This is a genomic window from Microbacterium aquimaris, from assembly GCF_039531285.1.
GTDB classification, from domain to species: Bacteria; Actinomycetota; Actinomycetes; order Actinomycetales; family Microbacteriaceae; genus Microbacterium; species Microbacterium aquimaris.
On record NZ_BAAAPT010000001.1, the window covers coordinates 704,421 to 720,250 of the forward strand.

Consider the following 15,830-nt stretch of genomic DNA (forward strand, 5'->3'; position numbering starts at 1 on the left):
CTCGGGAGGTGGGGGTCATGGTGCTCATCCCTTCACGGCTCCTGCCATGATGCCGCTCACCAGCTGCTTGCCGACGAACACGAACAGGATCAACAGCGGGATCGTCGCCAACAGCACACCGGCCAGGACGATCGAGTAGTCGACGAAGTAGTTCGACTGCAACAGCGACAAGGCCACCGGAAGCGTCGGGTTCTGACGGTCGAGCACGATGAACGGCCAGAAGAAGTTGTTCCACGCCGTCACGAACGTGAACAGACCCAGCATGGCGGCCGCCGGTCGCGCCGCGGGCAGGCCGATCGTCCAGAACGTGCGGAACGATGTCGCGCCGTCGACACGCGCGGCTTCGATGAGCTCGTCGGGCACCGACTGTCGCAGGTACTGGGTCATCCAGAACACCCCGAAGGCGGTCACCAGCGCCGGCACGATGATCGCGCCGATCTGCCCGGTCCAGCCGAGTTCGGAGAACAGGATGTACAGCGGCACGACACCCAGCTGCATCGGCACGGCCATCGTCGCGATGACGAACACGAGCAGCCAGTTCGCGCCCTTGAACTTCAGCTTCGCAAACGCCCACCCGGCGAGGGTCGAGAAGAACACGACCGACAGGGCGATGAGGGCGGAACTGTAGATCGAGTTCCACAGCGCCAGCCAGAAGTTCACGGCCGGGTCGTTGACGACCGCCATGGCGTTGTCGATGAAGTTGCCACCGGGCAGCCAGGACATGTTGGGGTCGCGGATGGTGGATGCGTCACCCGAACCGATCAGGAACGACCAGTAGAAGGGGAACAGCGACCCGCCCAGCACGACGGCCAAGGCGCCGTAGACGAACCAGCCGGGGCGGGTTCCGCGGATCGCACGACGGCGACGCCGGCGCGGCTTCTCCTCGGCGGGGATGCTCTCGTCGGAGATGGTGACGGGAGGAGTGGTGGTGCTCATCGCTCGTCCTCTCGGGTCGAACCGGTCGTGGTGGCGGGAGCGGTGGCGTGCACCCGGGCCTCGCTCTGCACAGCGAGCTTGGCCGCGCGAGCGGCGGCCCGGCGTTCGGCTCTCGTCTGCGTGGTGCGGGTGCCTTCCGTCCGCACCAGTCCCTGCGTGACGACCAGGTTGATGACACCGATCAGCAGGATGATGATGAACAGGATCCACGCCAGCGCGGCCGCACGCCCGAAGTTCCACTCGCCCCAACCGATGTTGTAGAGCCAGAGGGTGATCGTGAGCCACTGCGAGTTCGGGCCGCCGGTGCCGTACTGGTCGTACATGCGCGGCTCGTCGAAGATCTGCAGTCCGCCGATGGTCGAGGTGATGATCACGAAGATCAGCGTCGGCCGCAGGCTGGGCACGGTGATCGAGAAGAACTGACGCGGCTTGCTCGCCCCGTCGACGGTAGCCGCCTCGTAGTAGTCACGCGGGATGGCCTGCATGGCGGCGAGGAGGATCAGCGTGTTGTAGCCGGTCCAGCGGAAGTTGACCATCGTGGCGATCGCGATGTGGCTGGCGAACGCATCCGAGTGCCACTGGACCGCGGGCAAGCCGAGGTCTTGCAGGATCGAGTTGACGAGGCCGTACTGGTCGCCGAACAGGTTGCTGAAGATGAGGGCGACGGCGACGGGGGCCATCACATAGGGGACGAGCACGCCCATGCGCCAGAAGGTCTTGGCGCGGATGTTCTGGTCGAGCATCGCGGCGATGAAGATCGCGGCGATCAGCTGCGGGATCGACGACAGCAGGAAGATGCTGAACGTGTTGCGCAGGGCGATCCAGAACTTGGGGTTGCCGAGGATCCAGCCGTATTGCTCGAATCCGATGAACTCGCCCGAGTTGCGGACGAGGTCCCAGTCCATGAACGAGATGATCGCCGTGTAGCCGATCGGGAACAGACCCACGATCGCGAACAGGATGAAGAAGGGCGAGATGTAGAGGTACGGGGAGAGCTTCAGGTCCCACCGGCTCATCCGATGCCCGAAGGCGATGCGCTTGACCGAGCGCGGGGGCTCGGGACTCTCGCTCCGCCGGCTGGGGACCTTCGGCGGGGTGGTTGTCGCGGTCACGACGATCCTCGTTTCATGCGTGCGATGCAGCGGGTGGGGCCGGTGCGGGTGCGCACCGTTGCCCTGCGGGCGTGATCCTCACGCGCGCGGGGGTCGGGTGCGCACCCTCCCGGCGGGGGTGTGTCAGCCGATCAGGTCGACTTCGGAGACCCACTGGTCCCACGAGGTCTGGGCGTCCTGCGTTCCGTCCTCGACGCGGGTCAGCGCCTGCTGCATCGCGTCGTTGATCTGGAAGTAGTACTCGCCCTTGAACGGCGACACCGTCACGGCGGTGGCGCGATCGCTGAGGATCGTGCCGACCGGGGCGTCGTTGAAGTACGCGTTGGAGGCCTCGAGCAGCGTCGGGTCGGTCAGCGCCTCGTTCTGGCTCGGGAAGGTACCTGCCTCCTCGAAGGCCTTGACCTGCTGCTCGGGAGCGGTCAGCCAGTCGGCGAGAGCCTGCGCGGCCTCGACGTTCTCACCGTTGCCGGGCACGGTCAGGTACGAGCCGCCCCAGTTTCCGCCACCGTTCGGGAAGACATCGGCGATGTCCCAACCCGTGGTGTCGGGTGCGTTGCCCTCGATGACACCGAGCATCCAGCCGGGGCAGAGCATCGTGGCGAAGGCGCCGTTGGAGAGCCCGGCGAACCAGTCGTCCGACCACTGACCGAGGTGGGCCGACTGGTCGGCGCTGGCGTCGAGGACCTGGTTGTAGATCTCCGAGACCTCGGGGTTCTCGGTGGCGATGATCTCGCCGGTCTCCGGGTCTTCGTAGGCTGCGGGGAGCTGGTTGACCATGCCCTGGTAGGTACCGCCGGCGGAGTCGAAGAACGCGTTGCCGGTGGCCTCCACGTACTGGGCCCCGAGGTCGAAGTAGGTCGACCAGTCGCCCTCGAGCAGCGCGGCGACCTCGTCGCGGTCGGTGGGCAGGCCGGCCTCGGCGAACAGGTCGGAGCGGTAGCAGACACCCTCCGGTCCGATGTCGGTGCCGTATCCGATGAGGTTGCCGTCGGCGTCGGTGGCCGCCTCGACCTTCCAGTCCAGCCAGCGGTCGGTGAGGTCGGCGGGGACCGGGGCGAGCAGGTCGGAGTACTCCATGACCTCGGGCAGCCAGTCGACCTCGATGGCCTCGATGTCGGCGAGGCCCGTCTTGCCGAGCTTCTGGAAGTAGTTGGCGCGGGCGTCGTTCGAGGTGGCGGCGCGGTTGTGGACGATCGTGATGTTCGGGTTCTCGTCCATGTACTCCTGGAGGAGAGCGTCGGTGTAGCCGAAGTCGTTGAACGTGGCGATCGTCAGTTCGATCTCCTCGTCTCCCGAACCGCTGCTGGACGAGTCCGATCCGCCGGCACAGCCGGCGAGGACGAGGGCGGTGGCGGAAGCCGCGGCCGCCGCGACAGCGGTGCGGCGCATGGCGCGTGATTTCACGGGTCACTCCTTTGTGTGGATGGACATGCTTGCTTTGGTGACTACTCGGAAGGCTGCGCTGCATTCTATGAGAGCGCTCTCACCGATTGAGACGAGACGCTACGGGAGCGCTCTCACGATGTCAAGAGAGCGCTCCCATGGCGTGGGTCACGGTTTCGTCACGGCACGCCCGCAGGCGTCCTGGCCGGGGCGCGTGGCGGGAGGACCTAGGCGCCTCGCCGACCGCGACGACTCTGAAGAAGAGTCGGGGGCGCGCCCTCGCGCAGCCTCAACGGGGTGAGCAGACGCGCGAGGGCGAGGGCGAGGGAACCCGCGATCATCTTGTCGATCAGAGATGCGAGGAAATTGACCGAGAACAGCGCCAGCCACATTCCCTGTGCGGTGCGCAACGCGTTCACGTAGGCGTCTGTCGCATGGCCCGATGAGTCGCCGTCGTAGAGGAAGCCGTTCAACGGCACCGCGACGAGCGTGCACGCGAGGGCGACGAGCATGTTCAGCAGGATGAATCGCGGGATCGTCCGGGCGAATCCGCGGATTCCGTAGCCCCACAGCACTGCGCCGGTCGCACTGACCAACCCGAACACGACGGTTTCGGGGGAGGTGACGATCGCGCCGAGCGCGTTGGTGGTGAGACCGACGATGACGCCGTACCAGGGCCCGAGGACGAACGCGGTGGTCGCCGTCCCGATCATGTCCAGGAACAGGGGCAGGGACAGCGCCTGATGGACCGCCGTTCCGAAGAGGTTCAGGAGCACGGAACCGACCATGATGGCCACAACGAGGCTGGCCCGGAGCGTTGCCACGCTGGGACCGTCGGCATCCACGGCCCGGTCACGACCCGACGCGTCTGGTGGCGAGCTGCTCGGCGTGCCCGCCGGCCGTCGGGTTCGGCGAGTTCCCCCCTCGGCACTCCGGCTCGCCGCGTCGGGGTGCATTCCCGACCGCAGATCGTCCGATCCTTCCGGATCCGCATCGGCCAGAGGCGAGCCGTACCCGGTTCCGGCGGCACCGGCGCGGGCGTCGACGGTGTCCTCCTCGGCGCGGGCGTCGTCGGGTTCGCGCGACGGCTGCCGTCCGCGGTGGTCACCCGGGTCCGACGGCGAGGACGAGATCGCGTCGGGTTCGCTGCCGGTCGCGATCTGTGCGGCGTCCACGCGGACGGCGAGACATCGCCGCCGCCATGCCGCAGCGGTCTCGTCGTCGCCTCCGAGGGCCGTCACGATCTCAGCCACCAAGTCTGCGTTGATGCGCCGGCGGCCGGTTCGGAAGACGTCGTACACCGTCGACCTGGCGATCCGCGCGCTGGCCGGGCTTGCCCCGTCCGCTTCCCGCCGACGCGCGATCCGTATGGCGATCTCGGCATATGAGGCGTCTCCGGACTCGATCCGCAACCGCTGGAGGTCCCCCGCGATCTCGTCGAAAGGCGCCCGACGCGCGCTCCCACCTTCTTCGTCTGTCATCGTCTCCCCCGACGCCCCCCGGCAGCCCGTGGACAGATGTTACGTCACCGAACACGCACCGCCGGTGCGGCACGCATGCGGCGTCAGCCGCGCCGCCGAGGCCTTCGTCGCCGCACCGGGTGTACGGAAGTGTCCGGAATAGCGTCTCGATTCGGGGTGGCGCGACGTCATCACGTTGACTTGTCCATGTCGCCGCGAGCGCACGTGCGGGCGGTTGGGGAGCTCAGGCTCGCCCGCCGGAAACGTCGTGGCGACCGTGACTGCCCGGCGCCCCCACGCGCCGGCAGCGGAGGCGCCCGCTGTCCGGGGGGACGAAGCGGCCTTCGGAAGGGTGTGGCCGCGGCGGGGGGCCGCGGCCACACCCTCTCCCATGCGGCGACACGCGGGGAGGGCGCCCGCGCCGATAGGATGGTGCCGATCCCCTGCCCGCGACATCCGGAGCCTCGTATGCCCACCATCGTCGTCGACGTCATGCCCAAGGCCGAGCTCCTGGACCCGCAGGGGAAGGCCGTCTCCGGCGCCCTCGCCCGCCTCGGTATCTCGGATTTCTCCGACGTGCGCATCGGCAAGCGCTTCGAGCTCACCGTCGACGGCGAGGTCACCGACGAGGTCCTCGCTTCGGCCCGCAAGGTCGCAGACGAGATCCTGTCGAACTCCGTGATCGAAGACGTGGTGGGTGTCGAGGTGGTCGAGTGACCACCCGCATCGGGGTCATCACGTTCCCGGGCTCCCTCGACGACGCCGACGCACGCCGCGCCGTCCGCATCGCCGGCGCCGAACCGGTCGCTCTGTGGCACGGCTCCCACGACCTCGACGGAGTCGACGCCCTCGTCCTACCCGGCGGCTTCAGCTACGGCGACTACCTGCGCGCGGGGGCGATCGCCGCCCACGCGCCGATCATGGCCGACGTCAAGAGCGCCGCCGCGGCCGGCATGCCGATCCTCGGCATCTGCAACGGCTTCCAGATGCTCGTCGAGGCACACCTGTTGCCGGGCGGACTCATCCGCAACGCGCACCAGCAGTTCATCCGACGTGACCAGCGGTTGCGCGTGGAGAATGCCGACACGGCGTGGACTTCTCAGTTCGCCCCCGAGCAGGAGATCGTCATCCCGCTCAAGAACGCCGACGGCGGCTACACGGCCGACGCCGACACGCTCGCCCGCATCGAAGGCGAAGGCCGGGTGGCGTTCCGGTACCTGGGCGTCAACCCGAACGGGTCCCTCAACGACATCGCCGGGCTCACCAACGAACGCGGCAACGTCGTCGGGCTCATGCCGCATCCCGAACACGCCGTCGAAGCAGGATTCGGCCCCGACACGAAGGTCGCGATGCGATCCGGCATCGACGGTCTGACGTTCTTCACGTCGGCCGTCTCCGCCCTGGTGGCCTCCGCCGCCTGACATCGATTCCCGCGGGTGCTCCCCGCCCGCGTCAGACGGTGCCGGCGGGTGGCCAGACGCCGATGATGATCGCCATCACCACGACCGTCACCAGCTCGTGCGCGATGTTCAAGACCGTGAGGGATGTCGGACGCCCCTCGAACGCGTCGTGGGTGATGAACCGCGCGGCAGTGAAACCGGCCCACAGTATCACCGAGGTCACCAACGTCGCCCACAAGTAGCCGCCACCGGAGAAATGCCAGACGATCGTCGCCGCACCCGCGAGCACCCAGGCGGTGATGAAGCTCACGATCACCGTCGTGATGATCGCCCACAGCGCCGAGGCACTCGGGCGATCCAGGTCGACGTTCGCAAGCGCCGACCAGCGCGTACCGAACACGCCGCGGGCGTACCAGATCGACCCGACGACCATGCTCGACGCCGTCGCGAGCAACACAGCCCAGTAGTTGATCTCCGGAACAGTCATCTCGGCCTCCTCCTGCGGCGCCGGCGGCGCCTTCGGCGTGAGCGTATCGCCCGGGTGCGCGGGCCGCACCCACCTGGCCCACCACGCGCGATAGCGTGGCCGCGTGACTACCGGCCCCGCACCCCTCGTCGTCAGCGTCCCCACCGGACAACTCGCCGCCGGCATCCAACCGCTTCCCGACGGTGTCGACGTCGTGATCTGGCCCATGGACGGCCCGGCGCCCCGCGACCGTTTCGACATGGTCGTGCCGCCCTACATGTCGATGTCATCGGTCCTCGACCGCCTGGCCGGCCTCGAGGTCGGCCTGGTGCAGTCGCAGTCGATCGGATACGACGGGGTCGACCGCCTCATCCCCGCCGGCATGCGGTTCGCGAACGCGTCCGGCGTCCACGAGGCCTCGACCGCCGAACTCGCCGTCGGGCTCGCGATCGCCGCGCAACGCGGCATCGACCGGTTCGCTCGCACCCAGGCGCACGGGCAGTGGGAGCCGTTCGTCGCCCCGAGCCTGGCCGACCGGCGCGTGATGCTGCTCGGATACGGTGGCGTCGGCAAAGCCATCGCCACGCGTCTGTCGGGCTTCGAGGTCGAGATTGTCCCGGTCGCGTCACGCGGGCGGGACGAAGACGGCGTCGCGGTGCACGGCACCGATGAGCTGCCCGAGTTGTTGCCCACCGTCGACATCGTCATCACGTCCCTACCGGGTGGCGAGGCGACCCGGCACATCATCGACGACGCGTTCCTCACAGCCCTTCCCGACGACGCGCTGATCGTGAACGTCGGCCGTGGCCCACTGATCGACACCGACGCCCTCGTCGATCACGTCACACGAGAGCGCATCCGAGCGGCGCTCGATGTGACCGACCCCGAACCGCTTCCCTCCGACCATCCGCTGTGGACCTTGCCGGGGGTGCTCATCGTTCCGCACGTGGGCGGTGCGACGACCGCGATGACCCCGCGCATCACCCGTCTCGTGCGGACCCAGATCGAACGGCTCACCGCCGGCGAACCTCCGCTGAACGTCGTCTTCGGCGGCTGAGGCGGACCCTTCGTCACCCACCGCCGGGCCGGCGCTTCGGTCTCCCGCCCGCCGGTCCGTCTCAGAGCAGGATCAGAACGCCCGCGACGACGGAGGCGGCCGCCAACACGATCGCGATCCCGATCAACACCACGTGCACACGGTAGAACGCGGTGCGCCGACCGCTCTCGTCGGTCGCACGTGCGTCGTTCGCGATCCTCGGGTAGAACCGCGGCCACACGACGGCGTTGAACAGCGCGTTGACGAACAGCACGACGGCAGCGAGGATCTCCACACCCCCCACGCTACCTGCGCGGTTCACCGCCGCGGCCGGCGTTCCCGCCCGCTCCGCGCCGCCCACAGTGAACGACACAGGAGATCCGAGCCGTAAACGCGTCACTCCGGGGCCGCACGCGGGTCCCACCGCAGAATCCCCTGTCCTGTTCGCACCCGAGACGTCAAGAAGGCGACGGTGTCGACCCCGGGGCCCGGGCCGGCCGGCCATCTGTCGCGCGCCCCTCGTGGCCGTTCTGCCGCCGCCTGCCTTCGGCATGCCGTCGACAACACAGGAGATCCGCGCCGATCGGGCCGAGAACGGCCCGCCCCCGGCCCATCTGCCGCCGGATCTCCTGTGTTGTCGACACGGGTGGCGGGCGCCGGGTCGAAGAGAGAGGGCGCGCGGCGTCCATCAGCGGGTGTCGATGTCGGCGCCCGACCACAGGTCACCGCACTCCACCCGGATCACGCCGTGCGTGCGCAGGTAGAGCCGTGCACCCTCGTCACCCGCGACCGACTCCGCCAGGGCCGGTACGTGCTCGGCGCCGATGAGCACGGGATGACCAGGCGCACCGTCGTAGGTCGCCTGCACCAGGGCCGTGGAGAAGTGGGCGTCGGCCGCGGCGACGACACGGCGGACGGCCGAGGGCGGGGCGTCGGGGACGTCGACGGGAAGGATCACGACGGCCGCGGGACGGACCGGTCCCGACGGCACGGCGGTCGCGAGACCTGCGCGCAGCGTCGCCGACAGCCCGTCCGCCCACGCCGCCACCTCCACGACCTCGGCGCCGGGCGGCACGAAAGCGGCGACCTCGTCACCCCGTGCGCCGACCGCGACGAGCACTCTGCCGCACCCTCCACGGCGGAGCGTGTCGACGGCACGTTCGACCCATGGCGTCCCCGCCGCGTCGCGCGCAAGTCCTTTCGGCCCACCGAACCGGGTGCCCGCGCCTGCGGCGAGCACCAAGCCCACGATCGGCGCGGCGGGTTCGTCCATGGCGTCGAAGCGTAGCGCGCCCGAAACACGACGGGGGTACCGTGACCGCATGCTGGGCTTGGGAACCGAGGCGCACCGGCGCCTGCGTGCGGGCGAGCGCCTGGGCGTCGTCACCGTCATCGGGGTGCCCGGGAGCGCCCCCCGCGGGGTCGGTGCGTCGATGGCGGTCACCGCGAGCGGCGCGGTGATCGGCTCGATCTCCGGCGGATGTGTCGAAGCGGATGCGGTCGTGCTGGCCCGCCTCGCGCTCTCCACCGACTCGGCGCACCGCGCGACCTACGGGCTCACCGACGACGATGCCCCGGCCGCGGGCCTCGCCTGCGGCGGACGCATCGAGGTCCTCGCCTATCCGGTCGCCTTCGAGGACCCCGTCGTCGGTGAGATCCTCGAACACGAGGACGCCGACCGTGCGATCACGATCGGTCTGGTCGTCGACGGCCCGGATGCCGGACGCGCGTTCACGGCGCACGATGCCGACGGCCTCCCCGCCGCCGTCGCGGCGGACCTCGCCCGGGCGGCTCTGCTCCGCGAGAACCGCCGCATCACGCCGCGCGAGGCGCTCGCCCCCTCACGCAGCGCCTCACGCAGCGCCCTCGCCTCACCGGGTGAACTCACCTCACCGGATGCGCCGACGACACCCCACGGGACACATCTCCCGGAGGTGGTCGCCCTCAGCAGGGCTCCACGTCCACGACTGATCATCGCGGGCGGCGGCGAGCATGCCGCGGCACTGTGCCGGGTGGCCACGGCCGCCGGGTTCGCGGTGACGGTGGTCGACATGTGGGAGGTCCTCGTCACGAAGGAGCGCTTCCCAGAGGCGGCCCGCCGCGTCGTCGCGCCACCCCACGAATACCTCGCCGGCCAGGCGCCGGAGGACATCGATCTGCGCACCGCGGTGTGCATCCTGACCCACGACGAACGGCTCGACATCCCGGCCCTGGAGGCGGCGCTGGCGCTGCCGATCGGCTTCGTCGGCGCCCTCGGCGCCCGCCGCACCGTCGCCCGGCGCACGCACCTGCTCGTCGAGCGGGGGGTTCCGGATGAGGCCGTCGCGCGCATCCACATGCCTCTCGGCCTCGACCTCGGCGGCCACTCCCCAGACGAGACCGCGATCGCGGCGCTGGCCGAGATCGTCGCCGCCCGCCACGGCGGCACCGGGGCGCCGCTACGGGAGACGAAGGGACCCCTGCATGACACGCGTGGCCGCTCCCACAAGCCGGCGGTCTCGGCCGAGGAGAGCATCGCACGCTCGTGCTAATCTGCCGCGCAACGCGGTCCTATCAACCATGGCCTCTCGGCCGAACACCGGATGTCCGGGTGGTACAGGGCGGGGAACCAGCGCATCCGACGCCGCCCGCCCCGAGGAGAGATCATGGCCGCCACCCCCAGTCCCGTCGACAAGTCCCAGGCCGGGATCGACGCCCGCCAGTATCACATCGGCGTCGCCCCCGGCGAGGTGTCGACTGTCGCCCTGCTGCCCGGGGACCCCTTCCGCGTGCCGCTGGTCGCCGAGTTCCTGACCGACGTCCGAGAGGTCGCGCACAACCGCGAACACCGCACGATGACCGGCTCCTACAAGGGCCGGCTCATCACGGCGACATCCACCGGGATGGGTTGCCCGTCGACGGCGATCGCCGTCGAAGAGCTCGCCCGCGTGGGCGTGACCAGCGTCATCCGTGTCGGGTCCTCGGCCGGTCTGCAGGCCGGGATCGTTCCGGGAGACCTTTTGGTGAGCGAGGGCAGCTACCGCATGGACGGCACCACCGACGCTTACCTCCCGCGCGGGTTCCCGTCGGTGCCCGATGCCGAGCTGACACTCGCGCTGACGCGGAATGCGAAGCGGATCGCCGCAGCCGCCGGCTCACATGCCTACACCGGCATCAGTACGTCGAGTGACGCGTTCTACGCCGAGACCCCCGAATTGATCCGGCAGTTGAACGGCATGGGCATCCTGAACATGGAGATGGAGGCCTCGGCGATGTACGTCGTCGCGCGTCTCCGGGGGATGCGCGCGGGCATGGTGTGCGCAGCATCCAGCAACCTCGTCGACGGCGCATCGGTCTACGGCGACACGAAGCAGGCGCTGAAGGACGGCTGGATGCGCTCCATCGAAGCCGCCCTGGACACCGCGGTCGACCTCGCCCTCTGATCCGGCGCGGGGTGCGCACGGGGGTCGGGATGGGCACGAGCCCGCGGGTCTGCCACCACCCGGCGCGTGTCGGCACCGACGCGACGACACGCGGGCGCGCGCGGTGGGGGTTGCGCGCACGAAACACCGACGTAATGCCGCGGTGGTTGACTTCCCTGCACCTGTTCATGTGATCAACATCCCGAGGCTCCAGTGGACATCACGACCATCCGCGACTTCCGCGCCGCGCGCACGGACGCCGACCTCGCCCTGACTCCCGGGGAGACGTTCATGGCGGGCGGAACATGGCTGATGAGCGAGCCGCAGCCCGCGACGACCGGGTTCGTCGATCTCACCACGATGGGATGGCCCGACCTGGAGATCACCGACGCCGGCCTGCGGATCGGTGCCACGTGCACCATCGCCCGCTTGGTGCGATGGGCGCAGCAGGAGGCCCCGGCGCCGTGGATCGCCGCGCCTCTGGCCGTCGACGCGGCGAACGCGCTGCTGGCCTCGTTCAAGATCTGGAACACCGCCACGGTCGGCGGGAACGTCTGCCGATCGTTCGCCGCGGCGGGGATGGTCTCGCTCTCGGTCGCCCTCGACGGGGTCGCCGTGATCTGGACACCCGAACCTGATGCCGCCGGTGTCTTCGTCGAACGCCGAGAGCCGGTCGCCGACATCGTCGTCGGCAACGGCGTGAACACCCTCGCCCCGGGTGAGATCCTGCGGGCGATCGAGATCCCGGACTCGGCCCTGCGGTCACAGGCCGTTCTGAACAAGATCGCGCTGGCCGAACATGGCCGCTCCGGTGCGGTCGTCACCGGGCGGATCGACCCCGACGGGTCCGCCGTGTTCGCCGTCACCGCCGCGACGGCCGCACCGACCGTGTGGCGGTTCCCGCACCTCCCCGACGAACTCACGCTGACCGGTGCCGTCGCCGACGCATCCGGCTATTACACCGACCCGCTCGGCGCCGCCGATTGGCGGCGCGGGGTCAGCGTCGAACTGGCGCTGCGCGTGCGGAACCGGCTGGAGGAGGCCGCGTGAAGATCGACGTCAATGGCTCGGCGATCGAGGTCGACCCCGCCCCGGGCCAGTGTCTGCGCACCCTTCTCCGCGAGCACGGTCATACGGAGGTGAAGAAGGGATGCGATGCCGGCGACTGCGGCGCGTGCAGTGTGCTCGTCGACGGTGAGCCGGTGCACTCGTGCATCATCCCCGCCGCCCGCATGGAGGGACGCGCGGTCACCACCGCGGCCGGCCTCGCCCCCGGCGACGAGTTGCACCCCGTGCAGGAGGCGCTCGTGGAGAACTTCGGATTCCAGTGCGGGTTCTGCACGCCCGGAATGGCCGTGACCGCATCCACCCTGTGCGAGCACGACCTCGACGACCTCGACCGCCGGATGAAGGGCAACCTCTGCCGCTGCACCGGCTACCGTCCGATCCGCGAGTCGATCCGGGAGGCGGTCCTCGGCCCGGTGCGCGAGACCGGCCGCGCCGCGCAGCCCGCCACCCCCTCCACCGGCGCCACCCCGCCCACCCCGACCATGTCCCGAAGTGCGTCCGCAAACGCCCCGCACACCGACCGAGAGTGGGACACGCATCAGGCCGCAGGGGGATCCGGGGCCGGGGTGGGTCGCTCGGCGCGGCCGGAGGCGGCGCACCGGGTGGTGCAGGGGCGCGAGCCGTACACGTTCGACGACCAGGCGACCGGTGCGTTGGTGCTGAAGGTCGTGACCTCCCCCGTGGCGCACGCCCGCATCCGCTCGATAGACACGTCGGCGGCCCTGGCGATCCCCGGCGTCGTCGCCGTCTACACGCACGAAGACGCCCCCGCGACCCGATACTCGTCGGCTCGGCATGAACACCGCACCGACGACCCCGACGACATGCGGATGCTCGACGACGTCGTGCGGCACATCGGCCAGCGGGTCGCGGCCGTCGTCGCCGAAACGTCCACGGCAGCGGATGCGGCGGTCGCCGCGGTGGCCGTGGACTACGACGAGCTTCCGGCCGTGTTCGAGCCGGAGGCGGCACGGAGCCCCGGGGCGCCCCTGTTGCATCCCGACCGCACGCCGGAGGACCGGGTGGCCGAGGCGTCGCGGAACGTCGTCGCCTCCGCGCACAAGACGGTGGGCGCCGACCCCGAGGTCGCGCTCCGGCACAGCGCCGTGACCGTCACCGGCACCTGGCAGACCTCGCGCGTCTCGCATGCGCAACTCGAGACGCACGGCGCGATCGGATGGCTGGATGACGATGGACGTCTCGTCATCCGTTCCTCCACCCAGGTGCCTTTCCTCACGCGCGACGAACTGTGCCACGTGCTCGACCTCGACCCCGAAACGGTGCGGGTGTACGCGCCCCGTGTGGGAGGAGGCTTCGGCGGCAAGCAGGAGATCTTCACGGAAGACCTCGTCGCCCTCGCGGTGCTGCGCACCGGCCGGCGCGTGGCGTACGAGTTCTCCCGCACCGACCAGTTCCAGCGGGCGTCTGTGCGGCATCCGATGCGGGTGTCGGTCACCCTCGGGGCGACCGAGGCGGGCGAGCTGACGGCGATGACCATCGACGTGTTGAGCGACACCGGCGCCTACGGCAACCACGCGATCGGGGTGATGTTCCACGCCGTCGCCGAATCGCAGATGCTCTACCGCTGTCCCGCCCGCCGCATCGACGCAGAGGCGGTCTATACGAACAACGTGCCCTCGGGGGCGTTCCGCGGCTACGGGCTGGGCCAGGTGATCTTGGGCGTGGAGTCGGCGATGGACATGCTCGCCGAGCGACTCGGCATCGACCCCTTCGATCTTCGGCGCCTGAACGCCGTGCGCGAGGGCGACGAACTCCAGGACGACCACCCGCACGACGACGTCGCGTGGGGCAGCTACGGCCTCGATCAGTGCCTCGATCTCGCCCAGGACGCGTTGCGCCGCGGCAACGGTGTCGACGCGCCCGCCGGGTGGAAGGTCGGCGAGGGGATGGCCGCGTCGATGATCTCGACGATGGCTCCGCGCGGACACATCGCCCACGCGACGGTCACCCTCACCCCGGCGGGCCGCTACCTGCTCGGCGTCGGGACGGCCGAGTTCGGCAACGGCACCTCGACGGTGCACCGCCAGATAGCCGCCGACGTGTTCGACGCGCCTGCCGAACGGGTGCAGCTGTGGCAGGCCGACACCGATGCGGTCGAGCACGACACCGGCGCCTTCGCGTCGGCGGGGACGACCGTCGCCGGCAAGGCGCTGTACGCCGCATGCCTCGCGCTGCGTGACCGGATGCTCGCGCTCGCGGCATCCCTCACCGGCACCTCCGCCGACGACGCCGCGGTGACACCGGATGGGGTGACCACCTCGGAGCGCGTCGTGTCGTTCGCCGAACTCGTCGCGGCGGCCGCCGACGAGGAGCGACGCCCAGCGGGGCTGATCGCGGAAGGGTGGGAGCGCGGTGACATCCGCTCCCTCGCCTTCAACGTGCACGCCGTCCGTGTCGCGGTCGACCCGTCGACCGGATCGGTGGCGGTGTTGCAGAGCATCCAGGCCGCCGACGCGGGCTTCGTCATCAACCCCGCCCAGTGTCGCGGACAGATCGAGGGCGGCGCCGCCCAGGGGCTGGGCAGCGCCCTGTACGAAGAAGTCCTCGTCGAGGACGGGCGCGTGGTGAACCCCGTCTTCCGCACCTATCGCGTGCCGCAGATGGCCGACATCCCCGACACCGAGGTGTACTTCGCCGAGACCCACGACGCCCTCGGTCCGTTCGGTGCCAAGTCGATGAGCGAGTCGCCGTACAACCCGGTCGCCCCCGCCGTCGGCAATGCGATCGCCCGTGCCCTCGGCGAGCGCCCCTTCCACCAGCCGTTCACGCGTGAGCGCGTGTGGCGCCTCGCGCAGCGGGGTGCGCACTCGGGCTAAGGTGATGCGGTGCCCGCCAGCGACCAGCCCGCCTCGATCGATCAGTTGATCGGCGACCGTCTCGGGCGCGCGATCCGCGAAGCCCGGTCGGAGCGCAAACTGTCGATGCGGGCTCTGGCGACGGCCGCCGAGATCAGCCAGCCCTTCCTCAGCCAGATCGAGAGCGGGCAGACGATGCCTTCCCTCATCACGCTGTACCGCATCGCGAACGCGCTCGAGATGTCGCCGTCGGCGCTGCTGCCCGCCGACCCGGATCCCGAGGTCGTGCACGTCTCGCGTGCCGCCGAGGCACGGTGGGTGCCGATCTCCGAGGCGCCCGACACCGCCCACACGCGCGTGATCCACGCCGGCGCGACGTCGTTGCAGGAGTACCGCATCGAACCCGGCGAGCGCGTCGGCGACTGGTTCGAGTCCGATGGTGAGGTCGTGCACTACGTCATCGAGGGCTCCCTCGCACTGGAGATCGCGGGCCTCGGCGTGTGGGAGTTGAACGAGGGCGATGCCGTCGCCCACCCGGGTGCGCTCAGAAATCGCTGGCAGTCGCGTGGCGACGGCTCGGCCCGCGTCGCCCTCATCTACACCGCGGGCACCTGACACCGACCGTCGGCGCCGACATCACCGGCCGACGTCGGCAACTGCTCAATATCGGCCGCCGGAGCGGCTCTCCCCCCGGACAGAGGCCGTTTCTCCCCGGACATGAGGAGTTCGCGACGAGTCGCTCCACGCGTCGC

15 protein-coding genes are annotated in these 15,830 nt (G+C 70.0%); 8 read left to right on the forward strand and 7 right to left on the reverse strand.

Annotation, left to right across the window (positions count from 1 at the left end; translation table 11 throughout):
* Positions 1-24 precede the first annotated feature (24 nt).
* From ABD204_RS03300 to ABD204_RS03315, 4 genes are all read right to left on the reverse strand, one after another.
* Positions 25-936: a carbohydrate ABC transporter permease gene (locus tag ABD204_RS03300; protein ID WP_194423260.1), complete on the reverse strand. Its 912-nt coding sequence runs from the start codon at positions 934-936 to the stop codon at positions 25-27.
* Positions 933-2,048 (reverse strand): carbohydrate ABC transporter permease, encoded by a 1,116-nt coding sequence (locus tag ABD204_RS03305; RefSeq protein WP_409263972.1) that lies wholly within the window; start codon positions 2,046-2,048, stop codon positions 933-935. Before ABD204_RS03305 ends, ABD204_RS03300 begins: the two co-directional genes overlap by 4 nt.
* Positions 2,049-2,171: 123 nt before the next feature.
* On the reverse strand, positions 2,172-3,452 hold the full coding sequence (locus ABD204_RS03310) for an ABC transporter substrate-binding protein (protein WP_194423261.1): 1,281 nt from the start codon (positions 3,450-3,452) through the stop codon (positions 2,172-2,174).
* Between the two features lie 206 nt (positions 3,453-3,658).
* On the reverse strand, positions 3,659-4,912 hold the full coding sequence (locus ABD204_RS03315) for an ECF transporter S component (RefSeq protein WP_194423262.1): 1,254 nt from the start codon (positions 4,910-4,912) through the stop codon (positions 3,659-3,661).
* Between the two features lie 447 nt (positions 4,913-5,359).
* Between ABD204_RS03315 and purS the strand changes: the two genes are divergently transcribed.
* Both purS and purQ read left to right on the forward strand, forming a co-directional pair.
* On the forward strand, positions 5,360-5,608 hold the full coding sequence (gene purS, locus ABD204_RS03320; RefSeq protein ID WP_194423263.1) for a phosphoribosylformylglycinamidine synthase subunit PurS: 249 nt from the start codon (positions 5,360-5,362) through the stop codon (positions 5,606-5,608).
* On the forward strand, positions 5,605-6,312 hold the full coding sequence (gene purQ, locus ABD204_RS03325) for a phosphoribosylformylglycinamidine synthase subunit PurQ (RefSeq protein ID WP_194423264.1): 708 nt from the start codon (positions 5,605-5,607) through the stop codon (positions 6,310-6,312). Before purS ends, purQ begins: the two co-directional genes overlap by 4 nt.
* Before the next feature lie 31 nt (positions 6,313-6,343).
* Here the strand turns inward: purQ and ABD204_RS03330 are convergent, their stop codons facing one another.
* Positions 6,344-6,778, reverse strand: coding sequence for a DUF1761 domain-containing protein (locus ABD204_RS03330; protein ID WP_194423265.1), 435 nt, complete (start codon positions 6,776-6,778; stop codon positions 6,344-6,346).
* Between the two features lie 103 nt (positions 6,779-6,881).
* Here ABD204_RS03330 and ABD204_RS03335 point away from each other — a divergent pair, with 103 nt between their 5' ends.
* Positions 6,882-7,814 carry a 2-hydroxyacid dehydrogenase gene (locus ABD204_RS03335; RefSeq protein WP_322597496.1) on the forward strand — a complete coding sequence of 311 codons (933 nt, stop codon included), beginning with the start codon at positions 6,882-6,884 and terminating at the stop codon, positions 7,812-7,814.
* Positions 7,815-7,875: 61 nt separating this feature from the next.
* Here ABD204_RS03335 and ABD204_RS03340 read toward each other — a convergent pair whose 3' ends face one another.
* A complete protein-coding gene (locus ABD204_RS03340; RefSeq protein WP_194423266.1) occupies positions 7,876-8,088 on the reverse strand; it encodes an SCO4848 family membrane protein in 213 nt (70 codons plus the stop codon).
* Positions 8,089-8,481: 393 nt separating this feature from the next.
* Positions 8,482-9,066, reverse strand: coding sequence for a nucleotidyltransferase family protein (locus ABD204_RS03345; RefSeq protein ID WP_194423267.1), 585 nt, complete (start codon positions 9,064-9,066; stop codon positions 8,482-8,484).
* Positions 9,067-9,115: 49 nt separating this feature from the next.
* Here ABD204_RS03345 and ABD204_RS03350 point away from each other — a divergent pair, with 49 nt between their 5' ends.
* The 5 genes from ABD204_RS03350 to ABD204_RS03370 all read left to right on the forward strand — a co-directional run bounded on the left by ABD204_RS03350 (position 9,116) and on the right by ABD204_RS03370 (position 15,693).
* Complete coding sequence (locus ABD204_RS03350; protein WP_194423268.1) at positions 9,116-10,324, forward strand: XdhC family protein; 1,209 nt, start codon at positions 9,116-9,118, stop codon at positions 10,322-10,324.
* A 114-nt stretch (positions 10,325-10,438) separates the two neighbouring features.
* Positions 10,439-11,215, forward strand: coding sequence for a nucleoside phosphorylase (locus ABD204_RS03355; RefSeq protein WP_194423269.1), 777 nt, complete (start codon positions 10,439-10,441; stop codon positions 11,213-11,215).
* A gap of 192 nt (positions 11,216-11,407) precedes the next feature.
* Positions 11,408-12,244 (forward strand): FAD binding domain-containing protein, encoded by an 837-nt coding sequence (locus ABD204_RS03360; protein WP_194423270.1) that lies wholly within the window; start codon positions 11,408-11,410, stop codon positions 12,242-12,244.
* A complete protein-coding gene (locus ABD204_RS03365) occupies positions 12,241-15,099 on the forward strand; it encodes a molybdopterin-dependent oxidoreductase (RefSeq protein WP_194423271.1) in 2,859 nt (952 codons plus the stop codon). The genes ABD204_RS03360 and ABD204_RS03365 overlap by 4 nt, the downstream gene beginning before the upstream one ends.
* Positions 15,100-15,108: 9 nt before the next feature.
* Positions 15,109-15,693 carry a helix-turn-helix domain-containing protein gene (locus tag ABD204_RS03370; protein ID WP_194423272.1) on the forward strand — a complete coding sequence of 195 codons (585 nt, stop codon included), beginning with the start codon at positions 15,109-15,111 and terminating at the stop codon, positions 15,691-15,693.
* Positions 15,694-15,830: the final 137 nt, after the last annotated feature.

Coding starts and splice junctions, on each gene's coding strand:
- ABD204_RS03300 (WP_194423260.1), bottom strand. CDS start 936: ATGAGCACCACCACTCCTCCCGTCACCATCTCCGACGAGAGCATCCCC.
- ABD204_RS03315 (WP_194423262.1), bottom strand. CDS start 4,912: ATGACAGACGAAGAAGGTGGGAGCGCGCGTCGGGCGCCTTTCGACGAG.
- purS (WP_194423263.1), top strand. CDS start 5,360: ATGCCCACCATCGTCGTCGACGTCATGCCCAAGGCCGAGCTCCTGGAC.
- ABD204_RS03330 (WP_194423265.1), bottom strand. CDS start 6,778: ATGACTGTTCCGGAGATCAACTACTGGGCTGTGTTGCTCGCGACGGCG.
- ABD204_RS03345 (WP_194423267.1), bottom strand. CDS start 9,066: ATGGACGAACCCGCCGCGCCGATCGTGGGCTTGGTGCTCGCCGCAGGC.
- ABD204_RS03350 (WP_194423268.1), top strand. CDS start 9,116: ATGCTGGGCTTGGGAACCGAGGCGCACCGGCGCCTGCGTGCGGGCGAG.
- ABD204_RS03355 (WP_194423269.1), top strand. CDS start 10,439: ATGGCCGCCACCCCCAGTCCCGTCGACAAGTCCCAGGCCGGGATCGAC.